At 62.5% G+C, this 21,067-nt stretch carries 29 protein-coding genes; 5 read left to right on the top strand and 24 right to left on the bottom strand.

Annotated elements, in window-relative coordinates:
- Positions 1-31: 31 nt before the first annotated feature.
- The 9 genes from IPF85_RS26060 to IPF85_RS26100 form a co-directional block, all read right to left on the bottom strand.
- Entirely contained in the window at positions 32-712 is a 681-nt protein-coding gene (locus tag IPF85_RS26060; protein WP_343410970.1) for an NAD(P)/FAD-dependent oxidoreductase, read from the bottom strand.
- A gap of 68 nt (positions 713-780) precedes the next feature.
- Entirely contained in the window at positions 781-1,542 is a 762-nt protein-coding gene (locus tag IPF85_RS26065; protein ID WP_343410971.1) for a hypothetical protein, read from the bottom strand.
- Positions 1,475-1,960 (bottom strand): hypothetical protein, encoded by a 486-nt coding sequence (locus tag IPF85_RS26070; protein WP_343410972.1) that lies wholly within the window; start codon positions 1,958-1,960, stop codon positions 1,475-1,477. Before IPF85_RS26070 ends, IPF85_RS26065 begins: the two co-directional genes overlap by 68 nt.
- A 35-nt stretch (positions 1,961-1,995) precedes the next feature.
- Positions 1,996-2,349: an STAS domain-containing protein gene (locus IPF85_RS26075; protein ID WP_343410973.1), complete on the bottom strand. Its 354-nt coding sequence runs from the start codon at positions 2,347-2,349 to the stop codon at positions 1,996-1,998.
- Between the two features lie 113 nt (positions 2,350-2,462).
- Positions 2,463-2,813 (bottom strand): STAS domain-containing protein, encoded by a 351-nt coding sequence (locus tag IPF85_RS26080; protein ID WP_343391767.1) that lies wholly within the window; start codon positions 2,811-2,813, stop codon positions 2,463-2,465.
- Positions 2,788-2,976 (bottom strand): hypothetical protein, encoded by a 189-nt coding sequence (locus IPF85_RS26085; protein ID WP_343410974.1) that lies wholly within the window; start codon positions 2,974-2,976, stop codon positions 2,788-2,790. The genes IPF85_RS26080 and IPF85_RS26085 overlap by 26 nt, the downstream gene beginning before the upstream one ends.
- Entirely contained in the window at positions 2,973-4,415 is a 1,443-nt protein-coding gene (locus tag IPF85_RS26090) for a SpoIIE family protein phosphatase (RefSeq protein ID WP_343410975.1), read from the bottom strand. Before IPF85_RS26090 ends, IPF85_RS26085 begins: the two co-directional genes overlap by 4 nt.
- Before the next feature lie 22 nt (positions 4,416-4,437).
- Positions 4,438-4,986, bottom strand: a complete 549-nt coding sequence (locus tag IPF85_RS26095; protein WP_343410976.1) for a VOC family protein — start codon at positions 4,984-4,986, stop codon at positions 4,438-4,440.
- A 121-nt stretch (positions 4,987-5,107) separates the two neighbouring features.
- Positions 5,108-5,428, bottom strand: coding sequence for a hypothetical protein (locus IPF85_RS26100; RefSeq protein WP_343410977.1), 321 nt, complete (start codon positions 5,426-5,428; stop codon positions 5,108-5,110).
- Positions 5,429-5,443: 15 nt separating this feature from the next.
- Between IPF85_RS26100 and IPF85_RS26105 the strand changes: the two genes are divergently transcribed.
- On the top strand, positions 5,444-5,626 hold the full coding sequence (locus tag IPF85_RS26105; protein ID WP_343410978.1) for a hypothetical protein: 183 nt from the start codon (positions 5,444-5,446) through the stop codon (positions 5,624-5,626).
- Positions 5,623-5,907, top strand: a complete 285-nt coding sequence (locus IPF85_RS26110; RefSeq protein WP_343410979.1) for a DUF5647 family protein — start codon at positions 5,623-5,625, stop codon at positions 5,905-5,907. Before IPF85_RS26105 ends, IPF85_RS26110 begins: the two co-directional genes overlap by 4 nt.
- 40 nt (positions 5,908-5,947) lie before the next feature.
- Here the strand turns inward: IPF85_RS26110 and IPF85_RS26115 are convergent, their stop codons facing one another.
- The 5 genes from IPF85_RS26115 to IPF85_RS26135 are packed head-to-tail and all read right to left on the bottom strand — an operon-like array spanning position 5,948 to position 11,155.
- A complete protein-coding gene (locus IPF85_RS26115; protein ID WP_343410980.1) occupies positions 5,948-7,159 on the bottom strand; it encodes a hypothetical protein in 1,212 nt (403 codons plus the stop codon).
- A gap of 2 nt (positions 7,160-7,161) precedes the next feature.
- Positions 7,162-8,415: a hypothetical protein gene (locus IPF85_RS26120; RefSeq protein ID WP_343410981.1), complete on the bottom strand. Its 1,254-nt coding sequence runs from the start codon at positions 8,413-8,415 to the stop codon at positions 7,162-7,164.
- Complete coding sequence (locus tag IPF85_RS26125) at positions 8,405-8,857, bottom strand: hypothetical protein (RefSeq protein ID WP_343410982.1); 453 nt, start codon at positions 8,855-8,857, stop codon at positions 8,405-8,407. The genes IPF85_RS26120 and IPF85_RS26125 overlap by 11 nt, the downstream gene beginning before the upstream one ends.
- A 44-nt stretch (positions 8,858-8,901) precedes the next feature.
- A complete protein-coding gene (locus IPF85_RS26130; RefSeq protein ID WP_343410983.1) occupies positions 8,902-9,720 on the bottom strand; it encodes a hypothetical protein in 819 nt (272 codons plus the stop codon).
- A complete protein-coding gene (locus IPF85_RS26135; RefSeq protein ID WP_343410984.1) occupies positions 9,713-11,155 on the bottom strand; it encodes a cytochrome P450 in 1,443 nt (480 codons plus the stop codon). The genes IPF85_RS26130 and IPF85_RS26135 overlap by 8 nt, the downstream gene beginning before the upstream one ends.
- Before the next feature lie 247 nt (positions 11,156-11,402).
- Between IPF85_RS26135 and IPF85_RS26140 the strand changes: the two genes are divergently transcribed.
- From IPF85_RS26140 to IPF85_RS26150, 3 genes are all read left to right on the top strand, one after another.
- The gene (locus IPF85_RS26140) at positions 11,403-11,657 is read left to right on the top strand and encodes a hypothetical protein (RefSeq protein ID WP_343410985.1); all 255 of its coding nucleotides are present in this window, start codon (positions 11,403-11,405) and stop codon (positions 11,655-11,657) included.
- Positions 11,638-12,141 carry a type II toxin-antitoxin system PemK/MazF family toxin gene (locus tag IPF85_RS26145; protein ID WP_343410986.1) on the top strand — a complete coding sequence of 168 codons (504 nt, stop codon included), beginning with the start codon at positions 11,638-11,640 and terminating at the stop codon, positions 12,139-12,141. Before IPF85_RS26140 ends, IPF85_RS26145 begins: the two co-directional genes overlap by 20 nt.
- 295 nt (positions 12,142-12,436) lie before the next feature.
- The gene (locus IPF85_RS26150) at positions 12,437-12,751 is read left to right on the top strand and encodes a hypothetical protein (protein WP_343410987.1); all 315 of its coding nucleotides are present in this window, start codon (positions 12,437-12,439) and stop codon (positions 12,749-12,751) included.
- Between the two features lie 215 nt (positions 12,752-12,966).
- Here the strand turns inward: IPF85_RS26150 and IPF85_RS26155 are convergent, their stop codons facing one another.
- The 10 genes from IPF85_RS26155 to IPF85_RS26200 all read right to left on the bottom strand — a co-directional run bounded on the left by IPF85_RS26155 (position 12,967) and on the right by IPF85_RS26200 (position 20,933).
- Positions 12,967-13,569 carry a hypothetical protein gene (locus IPF85_RS26155; RefSeq protein ID WP_343410988.1) on the bottom strand — a complete coding sequence of 201 codons (603 nt, stop codon included), beginning with the start codon at positions 13,567-13,569 and terminating at the stop codon, positions 12,967-12,969.
- Positions 13,562-13,717, bottom strand: coding sequence for a hypothetical protein (locus IPF85_RS26160; protein ID WP_343410989.1), 156 nt, complete (start codon positions 13,715-13,717; stop codon positions 13,562-13,564). The genes IPF85_RS26155 and IPF85_RS26160 overlap by 8 nt, the downstream gene beginning before the upstream one ends.
- 324 nt (positions 13,718-14,041) lie before the next feature.
- Positions 14,042-14,413 (bottom strand): DUF5678 domain-containing protein, encoded by a 372-nt coding sequence (locus IPF85_RS26165; protein ID WP_343410990.1) that lies wholly within the window; start codon positions 14,411-14,413, stop codon positions 14,042-14,044.
- Between the two features lie 176 nt (positions 14,414-14,589).
- Positions 14,590-15,399: a class I SAM-dependent methyltransferase gene (locus IPF85_RS26170; RefSeq protein WP_343410991.1), complete on the bottom strand. Its 810-nt coding sequence runs from the start codon at positions 15,397-15,399 to the stop codon at positions 14,590-14,592.
- 17 nt (positions 15,400-15,416) lie between these two features.
- A complete protein-coding gene (locus tag IPF85_RS26175; RefSeq protein WP_343410992.1) occupies positions 15,417-16,025 on the bottom strand; it encodes a hypothetical protein in 609 nt (202 codons plus the stop codon).
- Positions 16,022-16,438, bottom strand: a complete 417-nt coding sequence (locus IPF85_RS26180; RefSeq protein WP_343410993.1) for a hypothetical protein — start codon at positions 16,436-16,438, stop codon at positions 16,022-16,024. Before IPF85_RS26180 ends, IPF85_RS26175 begins: the two co-directional genes overlap by 4 nt.
- Before the next feature lie 110 nt (positions 16,439-16,548).
- Positions 16,549-16,956 (bottom strand): DUF6855 family protein, encoded by a 408-nt coding sequence (locus IPF85_RS26185; protein WP_343410994.1) that lies wholly within the window; start codon positions 16,954-16,956, stop codon positions 16,549-16,551.
- 77 nt (positions 16,957-17,033) lie between these two features.
- On the bottom strand, positions 17,034-18,278 hold the full coding sequence (locus IPF85_RS26190; protein WP_343410995.1) for a hypothetical protein: 1,245 nt from the start codon (positions 18,276-18,278) through the stop codon (positions 17,034-17,036).
- A 150-nt stretch (positions 18,279-18,428) separates the two neighbouring features.
- Positions 18,429-19,934 (bottom strand): nucleoside hydrolase, encoded by a 1,506-nt coding sequence (locus IPF85_RS26195; RefSeq protein ID WP_343410996.1) that lies wholly within the window; start codon positions 19,932-19,934, stop codon positions 18,429-18,431.
- A gap of 453 nt (positions 19,935-20,387) precedes the next feature.
- A complete protein-coding gene (locus IPF85_RS26200) occupies positions 20,388-20,933 on the bottom strand; it encodes a hypothetical protein (protein WP_343410997.1) in 546 nt (181 codons plus the stop codon).
- Positions 20,934-21,067: the final 134 nt, after the last annotated feature.

Genomic DNA, 21,067 nt, shown 5'->3' on the forward strand with positions numbered 1-21,067 from the left:
TGAACCCTGATCATGCTATTCCCTCACTTGGTTACCTGGTTCTGAGCGCGGCCTGCGCGGCAAAGTAGCCGCACATGCCATGCACGCCGCCGCCGGGTGGGGTGGACGAGGAACAGAGGTAGATGCCGCTGGCCGGTGTCGTGTAGGGATTCAGGCTGGCTACGGGCCGCGTGAAGAGCTGGCGCAGGTCCTGCACGCCGCCGTTGATGTCGCCGCCGATGTAGTTGGGGTTGTACGCGGCCATCTCCGCGGCGTTGCGCGTGCTGCGGGCCAGGATGCGGTCCCGAAAGCCGGGCGCAAAGCGTTCGATCTGCGCCTCGATCGCGCCGGTCATGTCCACGGTTGAGCCATGCGGCACGTGACAGTAGGCCCAGGCTGTGTGCTTGCCCGCGGGGGCGCGCGTCGGATCGAAGGGGGTCTGCTGCACGAAGAGGACATAGGGATGGGCGGCGTGTTCCCCGCGCCAGATCGCGCGTTCGGACGCGGCGATCTCGTCCAGCGTGCCGCCGAGGTGAACGGTGCCGGCCCGCAGACATTCTGCTGCCTGCCACGGCGCCGGCCCGTCGAGCGCATAGTCCACCTTGAAGACGCCTGGACCATAACGGTAGCCACGGAGCTTGCGCCGGTAGGACGCAGGCAGGCGGTCGCCCGCGATGCCTCCAGTTGGCGCGGCGTGACGTCGAAGAGGGCGCGGCCGCAGGCGGCAAGTCATCCATGCGCGCCACCCACTGCCCCGTCACGATCTCCCCCCCCAGGCTGCGCAGGTGCGCGGCCAGCGCATCAGCAATCCGCTGTGATCCGCCGCGGGCCAGGGGCCAACCGACCGCGTGCGCCAGGGTGCCCAGCATCAGCCCGAACGCAGCGGTCGCCGGCCATTCCAGCGGCATGATCGGTGCGCGGCCATCCCCGCGAACAGGGCGCGCGGGCGACGCTCCCGCGGAACAACAGCCGGGTCAGGCTTGCGGCGGGCAACAGGGCCGGCAGGCCGAAGCGCACGAGGCTGATCGGATGCCGCGGGAAGCGCAGTGGGCCGAGCATCTCTGCCAGCACGTTGCGCCAGTCCGCGGCCAGCGGCCCCATCAGCCGCCGATAGGCGCCCGCATCGGGGCCGAGCTGCGCGGCGGTGGTCTCGACCGACCGTTCGACCAGGACCGCGCTACCGTCATCCAGGGGATGTGCGATGGCCGCAGGCGGGAAAACCCATGCCAGGCCGTGTTTTGCCAGCGGCAGATCGCGGAAAAACGGTGAAGCCACGCCCAGCGGATGGATCGCGGAACAGACGTCATGCATCAGGTCAGGCTCCTCACCGTGTACGCCGAAAAAGTCGGCCAGCGCAGTGAGCGTGTACTTCCAGAAGATGTCCTCCTCCTTCAGCAGCCCCAGGCGAAACCCGATCTCATAGAGGGGATCGCTGGCGCGCACCAGGGCTTGCACTTGAGCGCAGGTGGTCAGGGCGGTCTGCTCGGCTTCGCTGTCAGGATTTGTCTCCCGCTCCGCGCTGAACGTGATCATGCCGGCGAACATGTGACCCTGCGGCGTCATGAACGAGAAGGACTCGTCGTCGGCGTAGATGACCATGATGCCGGTGGAGATGAGCGGCCCGCCGCCGGGCGCGTTCACCCGCCGGGCCGGCAAGGTTGAGCACAGCCACCTGGCCAGGCTCGATCCCCACACCGCCGAAGAAGCGGTTGCCCTTGGGCCAGAACGTGGCGAAGTTCTCCTTCCAGAGCTTGATGACCTGCTCAGGCGTGACGTCCGCGCCGCTGAGGCGGATGCGATAGGTCTTCTGCCACATCTGGCCGAATCCCGCGAGGGGGCCGGAGAGCTGCTTGCCCTCGACGTTCAGATTGGTGGCTTCCGGCGAAATGTCGCCGACCCGAAGCCCGTCTACCGGCTTGGCCCAGTTGGCCGCGTCGCGGGACGGCAGTTGGGCGGCTGGTTGGTTAGTTGATTCGGACATGTGATCTCCTTAGTGTATTGCGCACTGCGTACCTGTCATCCGGCGGCGGCCAGCGCGGCGGCTTCTGTCGGGTGGATGCCGATGGCCTTGTCGAGTTGGGTCAGGTCGAAGATCTGCCGGTAGTGGTCGCTCAACCCGAAGGCGAGCAGTCGCTGCTTCTGGCGCTGGATGCGGATCAGCAGCGTCACGAGCAGGCCGATGCCGGAGCTGTTCATGTACTCCAGCCCGTCGAAGTTCAAGATGACCGCGTGGGCGCCGGCCGCCGTGGCCCGCGTGTAGGCCTCCATCAGGATGCTCTCGGCCGTGCCGGTGACCTCGCCCCGGATGTCCAGGATGCTGGTCTTGGTATTGATCTTGCGAGTTGTGATATCGAGTTTAATGAGAGACATGGGACCTCCTCGTGTTGCGTGTGGCGTATTTCGCAATTTGCTATTCGTTGATTCGCTCATTCGCCGATCTGCTATCTGCTATTTACTATCTGCTATTTACTATTTGCTATCTGCTATCTGCCCCCGGCGAGCGCGCTGGCCTCGTCCTGGAAGACCGTCATGAAATCGGCCAGGCGGGTGATCTGGAAGATCTCCTGGTAGTGCGGGCTGAGGCCGAAGACGAGCAGGCGGCGCTTGGCTTTGCGGGCACGGGCCAGCAGGCCGACGATCAGCGCGATGCCCGTGCTGTTGATGTAGCTGACCTCGCCGAAGTTCAGCACGATGGTTGGCGGGTTGCGGCCTTCGGCCTCGGTGTAGGCGGCGCTCAGGCCCGCTTCGGCCGCGGCGTTGATCTCCCCGCGCAGGTCAATGATCTCTGCATCGGGCTGGTGTCGGGTACTAGCTTGAAATGGTTTGGCTGGCATTGCGATCTCCTTTCGCTCCCAGGTTCATGATCAGTTCGACGGTGTGATGGACGCCGTCCTCGGTGACGCGCATGTCGTCCACCATGCTGCGGATGAGGAAGAGACCCCAGCCGCGCGGTGATTGCAGCCCCGCCAGCTTGGCCTCCAGGTCGGGGCGTGTCAATCTCGGGGATCGGCTGGCCGCCGGCGTAATCGCTGATGCTGACGATCAGCGCGTCGGCATCGGCGCTCCCGAATAGCGACCGGTTTCTCCGGGTCGTAACGGTTGCCGTGCTCCATGGCGTTCATCGTCGCCTCGCCCACCGCGGTCTTGAGCCGCTCCAGCCGATCCGCGGACAAGCCCAGCCCTGCGACTGCGGCTACGACCCGTTCCATCGCCTCGCGTTCGTTGTCGGTTGTGCTGGGCACGGTGAAGTCGGCGAGGACCTCACCCCCCGGCCCCCTCTCCCTGCAAGGGAGAGGGGGGGAGGTGCGCTCCAGCGTCACGAACGTCACGTCGTCCTCCTGCTCCCAGCCCGGCCCGACGAAATCGGCCAGGGCGCCGCGCAACTGCTCGATGAGGTCAGCGCCGCTGCCCAGACCGCCAGCCAGGGTGCGCAGCCGCGGGAAGCTGAACATCTCGCCCTGCGGGTTGTGCGCCTCGACCAGGCCATCGGAGTAAATCAGGATCATCTCGCCAGGCGCCAACAGCGCCTCGTGCTCGTCATAGGTCATGTCTGGCAGCAGCCCCAGCGGCATACCCGTGGCGCGCAGTTCAAGGACTGCCTCCGCAGTGCGCTTGGTGGGCAGGTTGTGGCCGGCGTTGGCGAAAACGAAGCGCCCAGTCGCGGGGTTGAGCACGCCGTAGAGGCACGTCACGAACATGCTGGGCGGGAGGTCGGGGCAGAGCAGGTCGTTGACGTGCGCCAGGACTTTGCCGGGAGAGGTGGGATCCTGTTCGGCCGCGACGCGCAGAATACCGCGCGTGGCCGCCATGACGAGCGCCGCGGGCACGCCCTTGCCAGTCACGTCGGCCTCGACCACGCCCAGGTTGCCGTCGGGCAAGGCGATGAAGTCATAGAAATCGCCGCTGACCGCCTGGGCCGGCTGCCAGTAGGCCGCCACCTGCCAGCCATCCAGCTCGGGCAGTTCCTTCGGGAGAAGGGTCTGCTGGACGACGCGGGCGACGCGCAGCTCCTGTTCCAGCCGCTCACGGGCCTGCGTCTCGATCTGCTGCTGGCGGACGAGCTGGGCCACGCGCACGGCCGGCGCGGCCTGGGTCGCCAGGTCGGCGAGGAGCTGACGGTCGTCGGCCGTGTACTCCTGCTCGCTGCGCCGCGGCCCCAGGTTCAGCAGGCCGATCAACTCACCCTGGCCGGCCAGCGGCGCGATCAGCCTGACCCCGGCCTCGCGCAGCGCACGCAGCGCGGGCGAGTCCAGCTTAAGCCGATCGAGGTCCACCGCGCCGCCGGTGCTCAGCAAGTACGCGCTGAGTGGGTCGTTGGGCGCGAAATCCAGCGGAAGGATTTGGGCTGCCACCGCGGCCGGCTCGACCAGCGCCTCGGCGGGGGTGGGCAAGGTCGCCTCTTTCTGAGACTGTTTGCGAAATAGATTGCGCATCATTGCTCCGTCTTCCCTCGGTAGGTTAATCGCCGAGACGACCGTGACGAATGAGCTCCTGCACCGCTGGCGTCGGGTTGGGATCACTGAATAGATCGGAATGGCTGTAATTTATCGGCATCGCAAACGTATCGAATGGCGTCCAGTTTGCCTCGATGAGGATGCCGTTATTGTCCGTAAAGTAGAACAACCGGATTGGCCCCTCGCTTGTCACATCCGTAACGGTCACGCCTGCAGCGGAGAGGCGTGTGTGAAGATCCAACAAGGCCGTTTCATCTGCCAGTTCCACGGCCACATGCTGGTACGTGCCTGGAAGGAAGGCGACACCGTGCTTTTCCCAGCCGGCGGGCGGCGTGGGGATTTCAGCATCCGGTTGCTCGAAGAAATGCATGATGAAATGCCCAGCCTTGAAGAGGTAGTGGCGACCATGGTTCTGCCTCGGCCCCATCGCCCCAAAGAGCGGCATCCCCAGCAACCCGTGATAGAAACGTACAGTTGCGTCCAAATCGCGCGTGACGAGCGAGAGATGGTGAGCGCCTCGCCAGGGGGATTGCTCGTTTGCAGTATGGTTCATATTTCTCCTTCTCCGGTTTGTCTTTGAGTTGGTTTGCGATATGCGTTGCTCAATATTGCTCCGTTTCCTTATGACGCCATCAGTGTACCAGGGTACCGTCCAGAGATCGTTACGGCAAGCGTTACGAAGTCCGGTCTTTTCTTTCCTGCAACCACACGCTCACCCCTTCCGGCTGCAGCGTCTCCTGCACCACGCGGGCCAGTTCCCCCGTCAACGCGTCCAGGTTGGCCTCGTCGCGGGCCGTGACGGCGGAACCCCGATTCCCCGGCCGAGGTTTGAGCGTCTTGGTGATTACCGCGCGCTGTAGTACAATTTTCACATTATGGACGAACGCGAGTTCTTCATTCCCTTGCCCGACGCCACAGCGCCGCGCGTCCGGTACCTGAAAGATCGTGGCCGGATCTTGCGGTTCGCTGTGCAGTTGGAGACGCTGATCGGTCAAGACTGGACTCCGATCGTGCGCTATGACAATGCGCATCAATTTGTGCATCGGGATGATCTTAAGCCCGATGGCTCTCAGGTCAAGACGCCGCCCATGATGTTCGCCGACAACGAAGAAGCGGTCAACTTTGCGCTGCGGGATCTCCGAACGAACTACCGCTTCTACATGCAAAGGTATTGGCAATGGAAAACAGAATGAACGCTCAAACAATGGCTGACAAGATCTTCGAGTTGAGCGAACAGTTCAACCGATACGTTTTCGATCACCCCGAAATCCTCGACAGGATTCCGGACAAAGCGGCGCTGGTCCTGCTCGATGTGGATGATCCGGAATTCAACAAAGCCAACCTGGCTCTGGCGGAGGCCACGCCGTTGCCGCCTGGCAGTGAACGCATCCACATCAAGATGCAGAAACGGGTGCGCATCGTACAGCAGATTCACTGGGACGCCGACATCCGGCAGGTTCCACAGTTGGCCTGATCGTGCAAACTGATCATGCTACTTCTCAGCCCGAATGGCTTCAACCAGCCTTCGGGCTTTTTGTTTCTCTCAGCCAAACGCTCACCCGCTCCGGCTGCAACGTCTCCTGCACCACCCGCGTCAACTCCCCCGTCAACGCGTCGAGATCGGTCTCATCGCGCGCCGTTTGAGCGAATTGCGCCAGCACCCGCTGGCTGTCGTACTTCTTGCGGAAGAAGCGCCGGTCAATCGCGTCCTGAATGCGGCGGCGCAGGGGCGTAAACAGCGCGGCGATCGCGAGCGTCGAGACCACCACCGCCAGCGGCGATTGTTCGACGCTCGTCAGCGTCCCGACCAGCCGCTGGAGGAGCACCACGCTGCCGAAGTAAACCAGCGCCAGCAGCGCCGTCAACACTGCGTAGACCAGCGTTTTTCGGATGACGACGTCAACTCCCCACAGGTTGTGGCGCAGAACGGCTATACCGATCCCTAAGGCCAGGAAGGACTGCCAGAAGATATAGGTGATCAGAATTACCCAGTAGGCAACTTGCGGCCCGAACAATCTCTCGAACGGGATAACACCAAGCAGGATGCCTACTCCAAGTAACCAGCCTAGCCAACGGATCTGCAGCCGCAGGCGCTCGTCGCCGGAGCGATAGCGCAAGAGCAGGGTGACCAGAGCGATGGTCATTACCGCCAGATACGCCACCAGGTAAATCATTAGCCCTGTGCCCCTCAGCGAGGGGATGTAGAGAAGATTGGGAATGTTGCCCGGCGAGTCTGGTTTATAATAGCCAAACAAGTAAAATATGCCGGCTACGACCACCAGACCGGTCATGAGTGGAAGCCAGCGTGCCAGCCGTGACGGGTATGGTTTGCCATCGGGAAACAACAATAGCAACAAGATAGCCGCCGGGCAGGAGATGCAGAAGAAGATTATTCCAAAGGCCGTGGATGCCAGGGTTCCAACCTGCACATTCACCCATTCCGAGCGCAACGACCAGCCGGTCGCACCAACTCCCCACAAAAGCAGCAAGGGACCTACCAGGTTGCCTGGCACGCGCCGCATCACAAAAAGAGCTGTCAGGACGGTGGTGATACCGGTCAGTGCCGAGAGCCAGCGAAAACCAGGACCACCCGCATTGGGCCCCGCGGTAACGGGGTGAGTGACCAGGTCAAACAACATCCAAAGCCAATACGCCAACATTAGCCCAAGCACGAGTTTGCCGAGGATGCGGTCAGTGTCTCGACGGCCCGGTATTCGGTTCATCATCGTTACACCGTCTCCGATTTATGACCAGAAGGAGTCAACCACACGCTCACCCGCTCCGGCTGCAACGTCTCCTGCACCACCCGCGTCAGCTCCCCCGTCAGCGCGTCGAGATCGGTCTCATCGCGCGCCGTCTGAGCGAATTGCGCCAGCACCCTCTGGCTGTCGTACTTCTTGCGGAAGAAGCGGCGGTCGATGAAGTCCTGCACGCGATGGCGGAGGGGGGTGAACAACGCGGCAATCCCCAGCGTGGTGATCACGGTGACGATGGGAGAACTCGCGGACCCCGTCAAGGGGCCGAGAATTCCCTGGAGGATCACGATCCCCCCGAAATACACAAGCGCCAACAGGCCGGTCAGCAGGGTGTATTGCAAGGTGCGGCGGATGAGGATGTCAATGTCCCACAAACGCGAGCGCAAAATCCCAATCCCGATAAAAATGGGAATCATCAAAGGCGAGAGACTATAACCAATACCCTGCACGATGTCGCAATAGAGTTTGGGTCCACCAAGAGGATCACAAGAAATTGGCCCATTTGCCACAAGCGCTAGGGTCGTTGCGATGCCTGCCATCGCCAGCACAATGCCGAATATCACCCATTTCGTCTGCTGGCGTTCGTTGAATGTCATCACCCGCCGGTAGCGATAGACGGGCACGACGATGCAAGAAACCACAAAAGACAAACCGAAGATGAAGTTATAGGCAATTGGAAAATTAGAATTCGTGAATGGGATGGGAATAAAAAGAACACACAATAAGCCCAAAAGCCAGGCCAGGCCGCGTGGCTTGAAAGCGGTATTGGGGAAAAGATAGATCAAGCTGACCAAACAAGGGAAACTTGCATAGTTGAAGATGTTATTCACCCAAACCCATGCAGGAATGTGATCGGCCAGGAGGCCCATGGTTCCCCCAAAACTGGCCCCGATGATGATCAACAGCACAGAGAACAGTAAAGCACGCCGGTCATTGGATTTGACCAGGAAAATCACTGTCCCCATCCCCATCCACCCCAGAAAAACTATTATATTAGGGATGATCTGGAAAATTACCCACTGTTCCACGCTGATTCCGCTGGCCTGCAAAGTTTCCGCATAAACGGGAGTCATCCGGCACGTTTCGCAAACCATATTTAATAGCCGGACGTAAGGTGGCCAGCTTGCCATCACAACGCCAAACATCGCCAGCGCAATCACCATCCAGGTCAAGCGTGCCCAGGCGAGTTGGTTGCCCTTCAAAATGTAAGGAGCATTATTCTCCATAGTTGTTTCTCCGGGGTTTTTCTGTCGGTTGCAACCACAAACTGACCTTCTCCGGTTGCATCGTCTCCTGCACCACGCGTGTCAATTCGGCCGTGAGCGCTTCTAACGACACCTCGTCGCGGGCGGTGAGCGCGAACTGCGCCAGCACCTGCTGCGCATCGTACTTCTTGCGGAAGAAGCGCCGGTCAATGCCATCCTGGATGCGCCGGCGCAGTGGGGTGAAGAGCGCGGCGATGGCCAGCGTCGAGACCACCACCGCCAGCGGCGATTGCTCTACGCCCGTCAGCGCGCCGAACAGCCGCTGCAACAGGACCACGCTGCCGAAGTAGACCAGCGCCAGCAGCGCGGACAGCACGGCGTAGACCAGCGTCTTGCGGATGATGACGTCAATGTCCCAAAGGCGATAGCGCAGGATGGCGATGCCGATCGAAATTGGGATCACCAGAAGCCCAAGGCCGAAGAGATCTTGAACATAGAGGCTAGCCTTCATCCATGGGGGGCGACAGCGAAGATGACAAGCTCAACCAAGAGCAGCGCCATTGCGAAAACGAACCACTTCACCTGCTGCTTTTCCACTGCCGAGTATACGCGTCGATAGCGGTAGGCTTGAGCGTAAAGGACGAGCGCAACGGTGGTAAGCGCGATTGGAAGCCCCAGGACGAATTGCAGATTGGCGGGATCGGGCGCCAGCACGCCCCACGCAGCCAGAAAACCTCGTACATCTAGGGCGAGGAAGATCGCTTGCAGGACTGCTACCAACCGCCATGCCCAGCGGGGGATCGCTCCACCGCCCGGGAACAGGAAGAACCAGATAAACATAGGGGGCCACACAACCCAGCTCACCAGGTCAACCAACATCACAACCAGGCCGGGCGGCTGTGCAACGTAAAGGACTTCCTGTACATTAACGGCGCCCAATCCGGCCAGGACCAAGGCTGTTAACCAGCCGAACCACTCGCCCTGCGCCCGCCAGAGAATGAGGCCGGCCACAAGCCAGAACGGAGCCATCAGCAGCACAGTCAGGGCAATCTCATAAAGGGCATAGGCAGCCAACGATAACCCGCGCGCCTCAGCTTGCGCCTGTACCAGCTCGTTGCTGGTGATGACCCTGCCCGCTTGCGAGTAGGTTTCCACCGTAAGCGTCGTGATGCGCGTGAAATACTCTGGCAGGCTGACGAGCCACAGCACGAAGAGGCTCACGAGCGCGAAGGCCAGCAAGGCACGGGCAGCGGACAGCAAGCGCCACGGGTGCTTGCTGTCCGGCAGTGGGTTACTTGTCTGAGACGACGAGGGCAGTTCAGTCACGTGCTGATGTTCTGACAAGATCCAGGCCAGCCCGCGCGTCCAACAGCATCGGTAGTCCGCCGGCCGTCCGCAGGGTCGCTTTCGGTTGGGGCGTCACCACCGCGCCGGTTGGCAGGCGCAGGCGGTAGCGCTGGGCCACGGTGGCCAGGAGCAGCGTCGCTTCCATCAGCGCAAAGCTGTTGCCGATGCACTGGTGCGGGCCGCCGCCGAAGGGCATGTACGCAAAGCGCGGTCGCTCGTGCACCGCATCGGGCGCAAAGCGCTGCGGGTCGAAGCGCTCTGGATCGGGCCAGTAGGCCGGTAAGTGGTGCATGACATACGGGCTGATGCCTACGACGGCGCCGGCCGGAATGTGGTAACCGCAGACGTCGTCCGCGGCCACAGCTTGCCGATTGGTGATCCAGGCCGGCGGGTAGAGCCGCAGCGTCTCGTCAATCACCATACGGGCGGTGTGCAGGTTTGGCACATCGGCCACGCCAGGTGTGTGGCCGCCTAATACCTCGGTCAACTCGGCATGCAGTCTGGTCTCCACGTCGGGGTGCTGGGATAACAGGTAAAACACCCAGGTCAACAGCACCGCGGTGGTCTCATGGCCGGCCAGGAAGATGGTGACCACCTCGTCGCGCAACTGCTTGTCGCTCATAGCCTGTCCTGTCCCTTCATCACGCGCCTCCATCAGCATGCCCAGCAGATCGTCTCGCTCCTCGCCGCTGCGGCGCCGCTGCCCGACGATGCCTAGCACCACGTCGTCCACGGTGCGCATGGCGGCCAGCGCCCGCCGGTTGCGCGGGGTGGGCCAGCGCAGGGAGGGGTAGAAGGGCACCTGGAAGCGAAAGTTGACGTCGGCCAGAATCACACCGATGGCCTGGCTGACAGCCCGGCGGCGCAGCTGCGCCGCCGGGGTGTCAGCCGGCAAGCGGGCGCCGAACATGGTCTCGCTGATGATGGCCATGGTCAGGCCGGTCAGCTCCTCGGCGACGTCGAGCGGCTGGCCGGGATCGGCGCGTTGTTCCCACTGCGCCAGCATGTCCAGCGTGCGGCCGGTCATGATCTCGCCAAAGCCGGCGATGCGGCGGCGGTGAAAGGCCGGCAGCATGAGGCGTCGCTGGCGCTGCCATAGTGCCCCCTCGCTCGTGAAGAGGCCGTCGCCCGCCACCCGGCGGATGATGTCGAACAGGTCGCCTTTGACATAGTTGTGGTGGTTGTCCTGCAACACGCGCTGCACGCCGTCCGGGTGGTTGATTTGGTAGAAGGTGATGTTGCCCAGCCGGTAGCGGGCCACGTCGCCGTAGTCGGCCGCGGTGCGCATCAGGAATCCCAGCGGGTCGCGCTGGAACTGCAGCGTGTTCCCGATCACGGGCATGCCAGCCGGGCCAGATACATCCAGGCCACGACCAGGCGTTGGTTGAACCGATAGTCGAGTTATGGTGCTCATGATTTATCTCCTGGGCTACAGGATACCACCCGACCGTCCGCCATTCGTTACGATCAGCGTTACGAAGCTGGTGAACATAAGGTTCCAGCCATTTCGCACGCCCAGAACTGACCTATGGCGACCACCTTGCGGAGTTTGCGGCGTTTCCATGCCCTGGGCATCCATGCTATAATCCGATCATTGTAGGTAACGTGCCGAAGCACTCAGCCAACTCCAGGGCGGCTTTGACAAAGGAGAGGTCGTAGTCATGACAATGGCTCAGGTAGAGTTTTCACTGGCTTTAACACGAACTACGGCGCGCCAGCTACGCCAATTAGCGCAGACATACGGCGTCACCGACGCCGCGGTCGTGGAACAGGCGCTGGCGCTGTTGTTCGAACGAGATGATGGTGCGCTGCGCCAAGATTACTGGCTGTCGGTAGCCTCCATGCAAGAAGACTGGCAGGCCATGCCTGATGACTGGATAGCAGATGAGGTACGCGATGCCATATCGTCGTGGTGACATCATTGCCGTGCCCTATGAGTACAGCGATCTGACGGGCGGCAAGGTGCGACCTGCGTTGATCGTGAGTAGTGATTCCTACAATCTGGCCCGACCAGACGTGGTTGCTGCCGGAATCACCTCGCAGATAGGCAACGTGGGACCGTACGATCATGTCTTGGCGGATTGGGCGGCGGCAGGACTTCGCTATCCATCGCTGGTGCGCGGACGGTTGCTGACCATCGAGCAAACGCTGATTCGGCGTTCAGTGGGACGGTTGAGCTATCGGGATTGGGAAAAGGTTGAGGATAGGCTGGTATCTTTCCTCTTGAGCGATCAGGGTGCTATTCGCTTCCTGCTGAACCACGTTACGCTGTCATCCTTGCCCGGAGCGCTGGTGCAAGCGTTAGGCGAGAAATCAATCCACGCGGGCCTGCACCTGGCCAGCCGCGACGATCGAGCTATTGATCTTGCTCGTTGGCGTTCTCTCCTCTCACCACAGTAGGTCCCCTCAGCCACACACTCACCCCCTCCGGCTGCAGCGTCTCCTGCACCACCCGCGCCAGCTCGCCGGTCAGCGCGTCCAGGTCGGTCTCGTCGCGCGCCGTGAGGGCGAACTGCGCCAGTCGAAGCGCCTTTCCGCAGTTGACAGACCCGTTGAGCGTTGTGAAGTGCGAGTCGTTGTAGTCATAGCGTTGGCCGCCCTGGGAACTGCCGGCTGCTTTTCACAGTCGGCGCACCCATGCTATAATAACACTGTGATTGTACGAACCCGCAGTGCGAGAAAGGAGTGAGATCGCATGTCCTATCGTTACCAGCCAGACGTTCGGTTGGATACTGCCAACGCCCGACGGCCACAGTTGGTCGTGGCTGTGCCACCCGATCAAGAAGACATCGTCCGTCAATCCCTGGCAAAGCTGGCAAGTAGCACGGCGCCGGGCGCTTCCGCCCAGGAAGTGATCCTGGATGCCCTGCGCATGGCAGCCGAGCAGACCTATTTCTGGACACCGGAGTGGCAGGAAAAGGAGCGCGCCGCAAACCTGGCCATCGCCGGGGGCCGCGTGCAGACCTTCGATCGGATGGACGACATGATTGCTTTTCTGGACCAGCAATGAAGTTCCGTCCTGCCCAAACCTTCTGGGAGCGTATGCTGCGTCCCGCGAAGCAAGCGTTCCGCTTCCGGTGGCGCGCGCTTGCGTCGCAAGCAAGGGCATTCGGACATTTGGGAAGGCCACATTACACTCCAGTACGTCTTCACTTTCCACATCGAACAAGATCCTCAGACCGGGGAACTCATCTACGTCTTTCGCAACATCGGCACACACGACATTTATCGTCGTCCCTGAACCGGGGCCGACTCCTTCAACCACACGCTCACCCCCTCCGGCTGCAACGTCTCCTGCACCACGCGGGCCAGCTCTGTGGTCAGCGCGTCGAGGTCGGTCTCGTCGCGCGCGGTTTGAGCGAACTGCGCCAGCACCTGCTGGCTGTCGTACTTCTTGCGGAAGAAGCGCCGGTCAATGACGTCCTGGATACGGCCGCGCAAGGGCGCGAACAGGATGAAGATCGCCAGCGTCGAGACCACCACCGCCAGCGGCGACTGCGCCGCGTCCGTCAGCGTCCCGACCAGCCGCTGCAAGAGCACCACGCCCCCGAAGTAAACCAGCGCCAGCAGCGCCGTCAGTACACCGTAGACCAGCGTCTTGCGGATGATGACGTCAATGTCCCAAATGGCCTCGCCCGCCTGTGAGTAGGTTTCCACTGTAAGCGTCGTGATGCGCGTGAAATACTCTGGCAGGCTGACGAGCCACAGCACGAAGAGGCTCACGAGCGCGAAGGCCAGCAAGCCACGAGCAACGGTCAGCAAGCGTCCGTGACGCTTGCTGACCGGCAGTGAGTTTCTTGTCTGGGGCGAGGATGGCATTTCAGTCATGCTGTGATGGTCTTCCAACATCTAAGCCAGCCCGCGCGTCCAGCAGCATCGGTAGCCCGCCGGCCGTCCGCAGGGTCGCTTTCGGTTGGGGCGTCACCACCGCGCCGGGCCGCGCTTCCTGTCGTGATGTCAGAGTTGTTGTGCTCATGGTTTATCTCCTGGACTACAGGATACCACCCGGCCGTCCAAGAATCGTTACGAAAAGCGTTACGATAGCATTGTACGCAAAAAAAGCCGGCCATCGCTTTCATCATGACCGGTGGTGTGACTTGTGCAGATAGCGCGTGCGGTTCGCTAGACGACAACCTCGGTCGCTGCCGCAGGGCCGTTGAGCGTCACCACCAGGAACTGCAGGACATTCCGCCCGAGAATAGCCTCACTGCCTTCATGAACTGCCACAACTCGCACTGCGTTGAGCACGTGAGAACCAATGTGCAATGTCGCCAGGTACATGCTGGATAGGTCAGCACTCTCATGACGCGCCTTCCAACGTGGGCGAACGAAACGTATACTCTTCTTCAGGATTGGCCAGCACCTGTTTGATCAGCACAGGGGTGTTGCGATAGCGCCGGTCAACCCGTTGATAAAGCGCAAGCTGATCGGAGTCGTGATCAACCAGCTTGCCCTGGTGGATCGCCACATATTGGCCGGAATAATCCTCTAGCAGTCGCGCGTGGAGCTGGAAAAACGTATTCATCTCGCGTTGCATAGTCCGGCGCGCCTCGCTGCGCAGGAACTCACGAATAGCCTGCTCGGCCAGCCGTTGCGGTGTCGTGTTCTTTTCGCGAGCGACGTGTTCCAACTGGGCAACGGTTAACTCGTTCACAGCAAGCTGCATCACCATGGTGTCCTCCATTCCAAATCCGATCAACCTCAGACATCATTATAGCGGCGTCATCATTGGCGAGCAAAGTGAAGGTAGCAACGTTGCTGTGGCGAACGTGCTTCATTGCCCTTGTTGCCGGTCGCTAGGCTTGAGCCACACACTCACCCCCTCCGGCTGCAGCGTCGCCTGCACTACTAACCCGCGCGATCTGGCTTCCGGCAGATGAAGACTATCGTACCCGTGTGCTGCGGGCCGAAGTCCTCGTCGGTGTAATCGCCCTTGACCTGCACGTCCGCAAAACCGGCCAGGCGCAGCATCAGCAGCAACTCCTTCTTGAAGTACCAATGGTTCTGGCCGGCGTGAACCTCCTCCTGCAACAACTGCTCGCCGTCGTAGAGCCGATAACGTCGCTGCTCGCTGCTGATCTGCTCGACGGGATCCACGCCGGTCCAGCGACGTTCGACCACCAGGCGCCGCCCGCCGCCGAACTCTTTGATGACGTGCGGCTTCCACTCTGACGGATAGGCGCGTTCACCCTCCGGCTTGTTGTAGTCGTAATCACCCCAATCGCCGAAATAGGCGTTGAAGGCCAGCACACCGCCGGGCAGCAGGTGGCGGTGGAAGCGCCGCAACGCCTCGAGTGCATTCTCCTGGCCGATGACGCAGGTGAAGCTGCCGCAAGGAACGTAGATGCACGCGTAGCGCTTGGGCAGATCGAGCGTCTGCATCGGCTGGCAATACAGCACCGGCGATAGGCCGTCGGCCTCGGCCTTCTGCCGGCAGACCGCCAGCATGTCGGCCGAGCTGTCCACCCCCTCGACCGCCAGCCCCGCCTGCAGATACCGGCGCAGCAGCCGCCCCGCGCCGCAGGCCACGTCCAACGCCAGCCCGCCGGCCTGCTCCACGATGCGCTTGTAGAAGTCGTGATCCCAGGTCGGTTCGTCATAGGCCGACCAGTGCAGCGCCGCCAGGCCGGAATACATGTCAATTTCGTCGAAAGTCATTGGGTATCCTCCTTACATCACTTTTTGCGCAGCCACACGCTCACCCGCTCCGGCTGCAGCGTCTCCTGCACCACGCGGGCCAGCTCGCCGGTCAGCGCGTCCAGGTCGGTCTCGTCGCGCGCCGTGACGGCGAATTGCGCCAGCACCCGCTGCGCATCGTACTTCTTGCGGAAGAAGCGCCGGTCAATGCCATCCTGGATGCGGCGGCGCAGCGGCGTGAAGAGCGCGGCGATCGCCAGCGTCGAGACCACCACGGCCAGCGGCGATTGCGCGACGCCCGTCAGCGCGCCGAACAGCCGCTGCAAGAGCACCACGCCCCCGAAGTAGACCAACGCCAGCAGTGCGGTCACGGCGGTGTAGACCAGTGTCTTGCGGATGATAACGTCAATGTCCCACAGCCGGTAGCGCAGCACGCCGACACCGATGCCCAGCGGGATCGCCATAAAGGCTATCACCTCGACCTCGGTGGGCAGGGTCACGAACAGCCCGGCGACCAGGGGAAACCCCACGGCCACGACCAGGCCGAACAAGAACCACTTCGTTTGGTCTCGGTCAACTCTGCCGGACACCCGCAGATAGCGATAGATTTGCGAACTAAGGACCAGGAAGAAAAGCGGGACAATCAAGACCGCTCCGAACCGAGCGGAACCGGCGAAATCATGGCCGTGCGGACGACGTTGCTCTGGACGTTGGAACCACCGACCGACAGCACCATCGCCGTGAGCCAGCCGAACCAGGTGCGCAGCCGCCATGCCACCAACGCGGCCGTCAGTGTGAACACGACGGCGCTCAGGATGTTGATCAGGGTGTTGAGCACGGCCCAGGCGGGAACGGACACCCCCCAGACGGCCGCGGCGGCCGCAAAGAGTTCGGGCGACACCTGTACACCGCCGCTGGTCACCACCGTCGGAATGGCGCCCGCGTTCACCAACGCGAAGAAGCGGGGCATGCTGGCGATCCAGTAGACCCACTTGAACAACAGGAATGCAAGCCAGAATGCGCGGGCGAACGTCAGAAGATGGCTTTGGAAACGATTCATTTTACGGCTCTCTCCTTCAGTCGCGCCGCCGCAGCGCCACCGAATGAATTCGGTGGCTGATAAGGCGAAAGTGTGCTGAAGCACACTCGATTGCAGACAAGTCAGGTGTCTTACCTGGCACGCATGCGATTGTTCTTCGGGTTGTGCTCAAGATCGCACAGGCCGAGCGCTTCCATGAGCGGCGGCAGGTAGACGCCAAAACGGCCGCGCAGCCCCTTCTTAAGCCCGTACCAGCCGCCAACCGGATTGTCTTCCGACCGCCCCCAGGCTTCGACAGTCCCCGCCTTCGCGGGTTTCTGCTCGTCCGCTCCGCCAAGCTCGACCCAGCCACCGGCGGCTTTGAGCATGGCGTGCAAGTCATCAACGCAGCGGGCATCGTAAAGGAGCACGGTGCTCCCCACCGTGCAGACCAGAACCTTCTTGCCATCCTTTTCGTCCACGTGCATCGTGTACTCGGACGTTCCCGATGGCGTCTTGAGCTGCCACGGGTCCTCTTTGGTGCGATTCAACATGGCCATGATTCACCTCTCATTTCACTCCTCATTTCACCCCTTATATGGAAGATGTATTTTTCGGGTCCACTTGTTCAATGTGTTCATTTCCGCTCCTTATTCAACCACACGCTCACCCGCTCCGGCTGCAGTGTCTCCTGCACCACGCGGGCCAGCTCCCCTGTCAGTGCGTCCAGGTCGGTCTCGTCGCGCGCCGTTTGAGCGAACTGCGCCAGCACCCGCTGCGCATCGTACTTCTTGCGGAAGAAGCGCCGGTCAATGGCGTCCTGGATACGGCGGCGCAGCGGCGCGGACAGCGCGGCGATCGCCAGGGTCGAGATCACGATGGCCAGGGACGACTCCTGGCGCGTGAGCGCACGAAACAAGTACTGGAGAATCAGGATGCTGAACAGATACGCCGCCAGCAGCGTGCCGGTGAGCGCACCGTAGATCAGCGTGCGCCGGATGACGACGTCAACGTCCCACAGATGATAGCGCAGCATCGAGATGCCGATGGTGACCGGGATCAGCGCAAAAATGGTGATCTGCAGCGACCCGCCCACAAACTGAAACCAGGCTGGATCGGCGCTCAGGAATTGGCCGATGAACATAGCCGAAAATCCCGTCAACGGCGCGCTGAGGCCGAACAGCACCCATTTGATCTGCTGCCGCGCCGCCGGTGCCAGGCGGCGGTAGCGGTAGGCCTGAGTCGCCAAACCGCTAAGCCACAACGTGAACAGTGCAACCATGAGGATGCCCCAGCCAGCCTCCGAGATCCACAGATCCGAAATTCCCAGGGGCGCCCGCAAAACATACAGGACGACCGCGGCCACCACTGGCGCCGCCAGCCATCGCACCCACGGGAAGGCGAGTCGCCCGTCCGGAAAAAGGTAAATGAACAACACCAGCCCCACCACGAAGAGCGCCGCATATACCGGCAGGAGAACCGCCGGCAGGCCCAGCCAGGCCGGGAAGCGCCAGACATCTATGTTACCGCTGAGCATGAACGGACTCATGGTCAGCAAGATCGCGCTGGTGAGCAAGCCCATGCGGTCGGCCGGCCGCAGCGCAGCCACCAGCAGCCCCATGCCCAACGCCACGGCCGCAGTTAGCGTCTCCAACGCCACGAGGATGCCGACGAACGTGTTGTAGGAGACGAAGACCTCTGCCGCCGGCCTGGCCACCTCCACGGCCCACTCAATCCGGGTCAGCCGGTAGTTTGCAGGGACCAGGTAGACCAGGAGGGCCAGCGTGAGCAGGGTGACGACCGCCCAAGCCAGCCAGGCCAGGAACAGCCACCAACCTGTCAGTCGAGTGTCCACGCGGCCAGCGTCACTTCTAACCGTCATCCGTCCGCCTCCATAACCCAAGAGTACCGCAAACTGGCGGTACACAGCCGTCTGTGCTCAAGATGTACCGCAAGCCGCCGGCTTGCGCGTGTGGCGCAGGGTGGGGAAATCCGCTGAATTGCCCCACAGATTTGTCTTCAGGACAACTTGTCAGCGGTTGAGCGTGCGCAGGAACAGCTCCTCGAAGCGTGCCCCGTCCGCCCAGGTCGCCACGCGGACTGGGGCGCCGTCCGCGGCCGCTACTGTGCGCCCGCTTTCCGGCCCCTCGTCTTGCACGACCGTCAGGCGCATCGGTTGATAGCGGGCGAGACCCTCGTCCGCCAGCAGCGCCGCAGTCAGCACATCCCAGAACTGGTAGCCGCCCGAGCGGATGAACGCCTCGTTGGCGGCCAGCAGCCGATAGGCCAGCTCAGCGGCCGGGGTGCGACGATCGGCCTCCAACCGCTGCAGGAACCCTATCGTGACCGGTACATGCCGGGTGGCGTCCAACGGCACCAGCACGAGCGGGATGCCCGACCGCAGCACGATCTGCGCAGCTTCGGGATCAGCCCAGATATTCCACTCGGCGGTCCGATTGGTGAGTCCCATGCCGCTGCCGGCGATGTTGCCCTCAACCCGGACGGCGCCGCCCATCACGAACACGGCTTGTATTTTGTCTGCAATGGCCGGGTCGGTCTGTAGGGACTCCGCCAGGTTGGTCAAGGGGCCGAGGGTCAGCACCACTGTCCTTTCGTTCGAGGCCCGCACGGTCGCCAGCAGGAGCTCCGAGGCAGACAACTCCGACGGCTGGGACTGCGCCGGGGGGAGGTACACCCCGTACAGGTTGTCCGCGCTCGCCCGCCAGTCATCGGGGAAAGCGTTCGTCCCGCTCAACGGCGTCTCGCGGCCGCAGGCAACCGGAATGTCGGCCCGGCCGACAGCGTTCAGCACAGCCAGCGCATTGCGGACCCCGGCGGCGCAGTGGGCTTCTCCTGTGCCGGACACCGTGACCCCTCGCACGTCAACACCTGTCTGCTGCACCACCAGCAGCAGCGCCAGGATATCATCGTGGGCCAGGTCGGCGTCCACGATCAGTGGCACGGGCCGCATCGCTGGCAGCATGGTAGCCACAGCACTGGCTCGCGCCGTCCATGCCGACAGGCCGAATGGCAGACCGACGATCACCAGAACAGCCAGTCCCACCGCGACGGCGACCAAACGCAGGCTTCGGCGGTGTGGGCGCTCCTCGCCGCCCCATAAGTCGTGCCGCAGCACCGCCCACGCCAGCGCGAGCGCGAGAAACCCCGGAGGAACAAGCTGGAGATGCAGGTTGGCCAACGCGCCGTGCCCGGCGAAGCGAGAACCATCCAGCACTATGCCTGAAACAATCCCCAGCACAAAGACGATCGGCAGGGCCACCACGGCCATCACGACCGGCCTGGCCTGCGCCCGCAGACTTGCATCGGCGCGCCGAAAGCGCTGGGTCTGCCCGGCGCCGCCGACCAACAAGGTGAAGACCATGCCGGCCATCATAACGGCCCAACCATCGTCGCCTGCTAGTAACCCGACCACCATGAGCGTGACGCCCAGCCCGGCGTGCAGCCACAGCCAGCGCGGACTGAAGCGACCGTCCGGGAACAGATAGACCAGGAGCAGCAGGGAGCAGAGACCGATCAAGCCCAGAGCCGCCTGGGCAGTGCCCAGGATGCCGTCCCAGGGAGCGGGGTACGGCCAGGCCTCGACATAGCCGCCCAGGTTGAAGGCAAACGGCAGCAGCGCGCATGCCAGCGCCGCCAGCAGCGCCATCGGCCGGCCGGGCCGGCGCCAGAGCAGCAGCCCGGCCGACGCCGAAGCAAATCGCGATCACCAGGTAACGGAGGCAGAGCACATAGGTTGCGAAGGCCTGCGGTGAGATGACAGAGCCAACCGCTTTCAGGCTGGCGACGACCTGCCAGTCCGTGCGGATACCCGCCACATGGATCGGCGCCGATGCTGCCAGCACGAGCAGCGCGGCGGCAAGTGCGAGCGCGGTCGCGGCTTGTGCCAACCCAGGAAACATTCTGGTTGTTGTGTTCGGAAGTCTGGTCCGTAAGCTCATACGATTACCCTTTCGATCAAACAGAACTGCACCTACTCTGGAACTGACCCTACTGCGTCGGATTGGAGGCTTCGGCCGGTTCCTGCATAAGATACCCGCCCAGCATGACACAGTCTGGTCAACTCCGGCCGACCAGCCAGCCGGTGACCGCGCCGTAGACGAGATGCGCCACGGCGAAATGCAGCGCAGGAATCTCCTGCAGAACTGAGCCGGCAGGGGTCGCGGCCAGCCCCTGCGCCACCAGGGCCAGCAGCTGCCCCGTAGACCATGCCGAGGATGACGCCAGCCGGCCGGCCAGCCAGTCGCCCGCGGCGCACCAGCCGGTAGATCACCCCGAACAGCAGGCCGTACACGGCTGACACCGCCAGGTGGATCAGGCCGCCGGTCAGCGGCGAAGCCGATCCCGCCGGGCTGAAGCGGGCCAGCGTAGACGCCGGCCCTGCGCCGGCCAACAACCCGCTGGCGACCAGGACGGCGGCCATCGCGACCCCTCCCGCGGCCCCGGCCAGCAGCCCATCCACCGCCGCGTCGCCGGCCGTGTGCCGGCGCTCGGAAACCATTTTCTCAGTGCGAACCATTTTTGTGCCTCCTGGCATCTGCCCTCTCCATAACTCAATTTCAATACGCTGTCATCATGCCCCGCCGCCGTCCATAAATCGTTACGGCAACCGTTACGGCGCGGCAGTTCGTTGCGTTTTTTGGCTTTTGGCGC

It is taken from the genome of Candidatus Amarolinea dominans, from assembly GCF_016704685.1.
GTDB lineage: Bacteria > Chloroflexota > Anaerolineae > SSC4 > Amarolineaceae > Amarolinea > Amarolinea dominans.

Bases quoted from the DNA above. Each gene is read 5' to 3' on its own strand.
- IPF85_RS26170 (WP_343410991.1), bottom strand. From the start codon at position 15,399: ATGACTTTCGACGAAATTGACATGTATTCCGGCCTGGCGGCGCTGCAC.
- IPF85_RS26200 (WP_343410997.1), bottom strand. From the start codon at position 20,933: ATGGTTCGCACTGAGAAAATGGTTTCCGAGCGCCGGCACACGGCCGGC.
- IPF85_RS26160 (WP_343410989.1), bottom strand. From the start codon at position 13,717: ATGAGCACAACAACTCTGACATCACGACAGGAAGCGCGGCCCGGCGCG.
- IPF85_RS26135 (WP_343410984.1), bottom strand. From the start codon at position 11,155: ATGAGCACCATAACTCGACTATCGGTTCAACCAACGCCTGGTCGTGGC.
- IPF85_RS26075 (WP_343410973.1), bottom strand. From the start codon at position 2,349: ATGTCTCTCATTAAACTCGATATCACAACTCGCAAGATCAATACCAAG.
- IPF85_RS26080 (WP_343391767.1), bottom strand. From the start codon at position 2,813: ATGCCAGCCAAACCATTTCAAGCTAGTACCCGACACCAGCCCGATGCA.
- IPF85_RS26115 (WP_343410980.1), bottom strand. From the start codon at position 7,159: ATGATGAACCGAATACCGGGCCGTCGAGACACTGACCGCATCCTCGGC.
- IPF85_RS26090 (WP_343410975.1), bottom strand. From the start codon at position 4,415: ATGATGCGCAATCTATTTCGCAAACAGTCTCAGAAAGAGGCGACCTTG.
- IPF85_RS26165 (WP_343410990.1), bottom strand. From the start codon at position 14,413: ATGGTGATGCAGCTTGCTGTGAACGAGTTAACCGTTGCCCAGTTGGAA.
- IPF85_RS26155 (WP_343410988.1), bottom strand. From the start codon at position 13,569: ATGACTGAAATGCCATCCTCGCCCCAGACAAGAAACTCACTGCCGGTC.
- IPF85_RS26060 (WP_343410970.1), bottom strand. From the start codon at position 712: ATGACTTGCCGCCTGCGGCCGCGCCCTCTTCGACGTCACGCCGCGCCA.
- IPF85_RS26150 (WP_343410987.1), top strand. From the start codon at position 12,437: ATGTCCTATCGTTACCAGCCAGACGTTCGGTTGGATACTGCCAACGCC.
- IPF85_RS26120 (WP_343410981.1), bottom strand. From the start codon at position 8,415: ATGGAGAATAATGCTCCTTACATTTTGAAGGGCAACCAACTCGCCTGG.
- IPF85_RS26140 (WP_343410985.1), top strand. From the start codon at position 11,403: ATGACAATGGCTCAGGTAGAGTTTTCACTGGCTTTAACACGAACTACG.
- IPF85_RS26110 (WP_343410979.1), top strand. From the start codon at position 5,623: ATGAACGCTCAAACAATGGCTGACAAGATCTTCGAGTTGAGCGAACAG.
- IPF85_RS26185 (WP_343410994.1), bottom strand. From the start codon at position 16,956: ATGGCCATGTTGAATCGCACCAAAGAGGACCCGTGGCAGCTCAAGACG.
- IPF85_RS26065 (WP_343410971.1), bottom strand. From the start codon at position 1,542: ATGACGCCGCAGGGTCACATGTTCGCCGGCATGATCACGTTCAGCGCG.
- IPF85_RS26145 (WP_343410986.1), top strand. From the start codon at position 11,638: ATGCCATATCGTCGTGGTGACATCATTGCCGTGCCCTATGAGTACAGC.
- IPF85_RS26190 (WP_343410995.1), bottom strand. From the start codon at position 18,278: ATGACGGTTAGAAGTGACGCTGGCCGCGTGGACACTCGACTGACAGGT.
- IPF85_RS26180 (WP_343410993.1), bottom strand. From the start codon at position 16,438: ATGAATCGTTTCCAAAGCCATCTTCTGACGTTCGCCCGCGCATTCTGG.
- IPF85_RS26070 (WP_343410972.1), bottom strand. From the start codon at position 1,960: ATGTCCGAATCAACTAACCAACCAGCCGCCCAACTGCCGTCCCGCGAC.
- IPF85_RS26095 (WP_343410976.1), bottom strand. From the start codon at position 4,986: ATGAACCATACTGCAAACGAGCAATCCCCCTGGCGAGGCGCTCACCAT.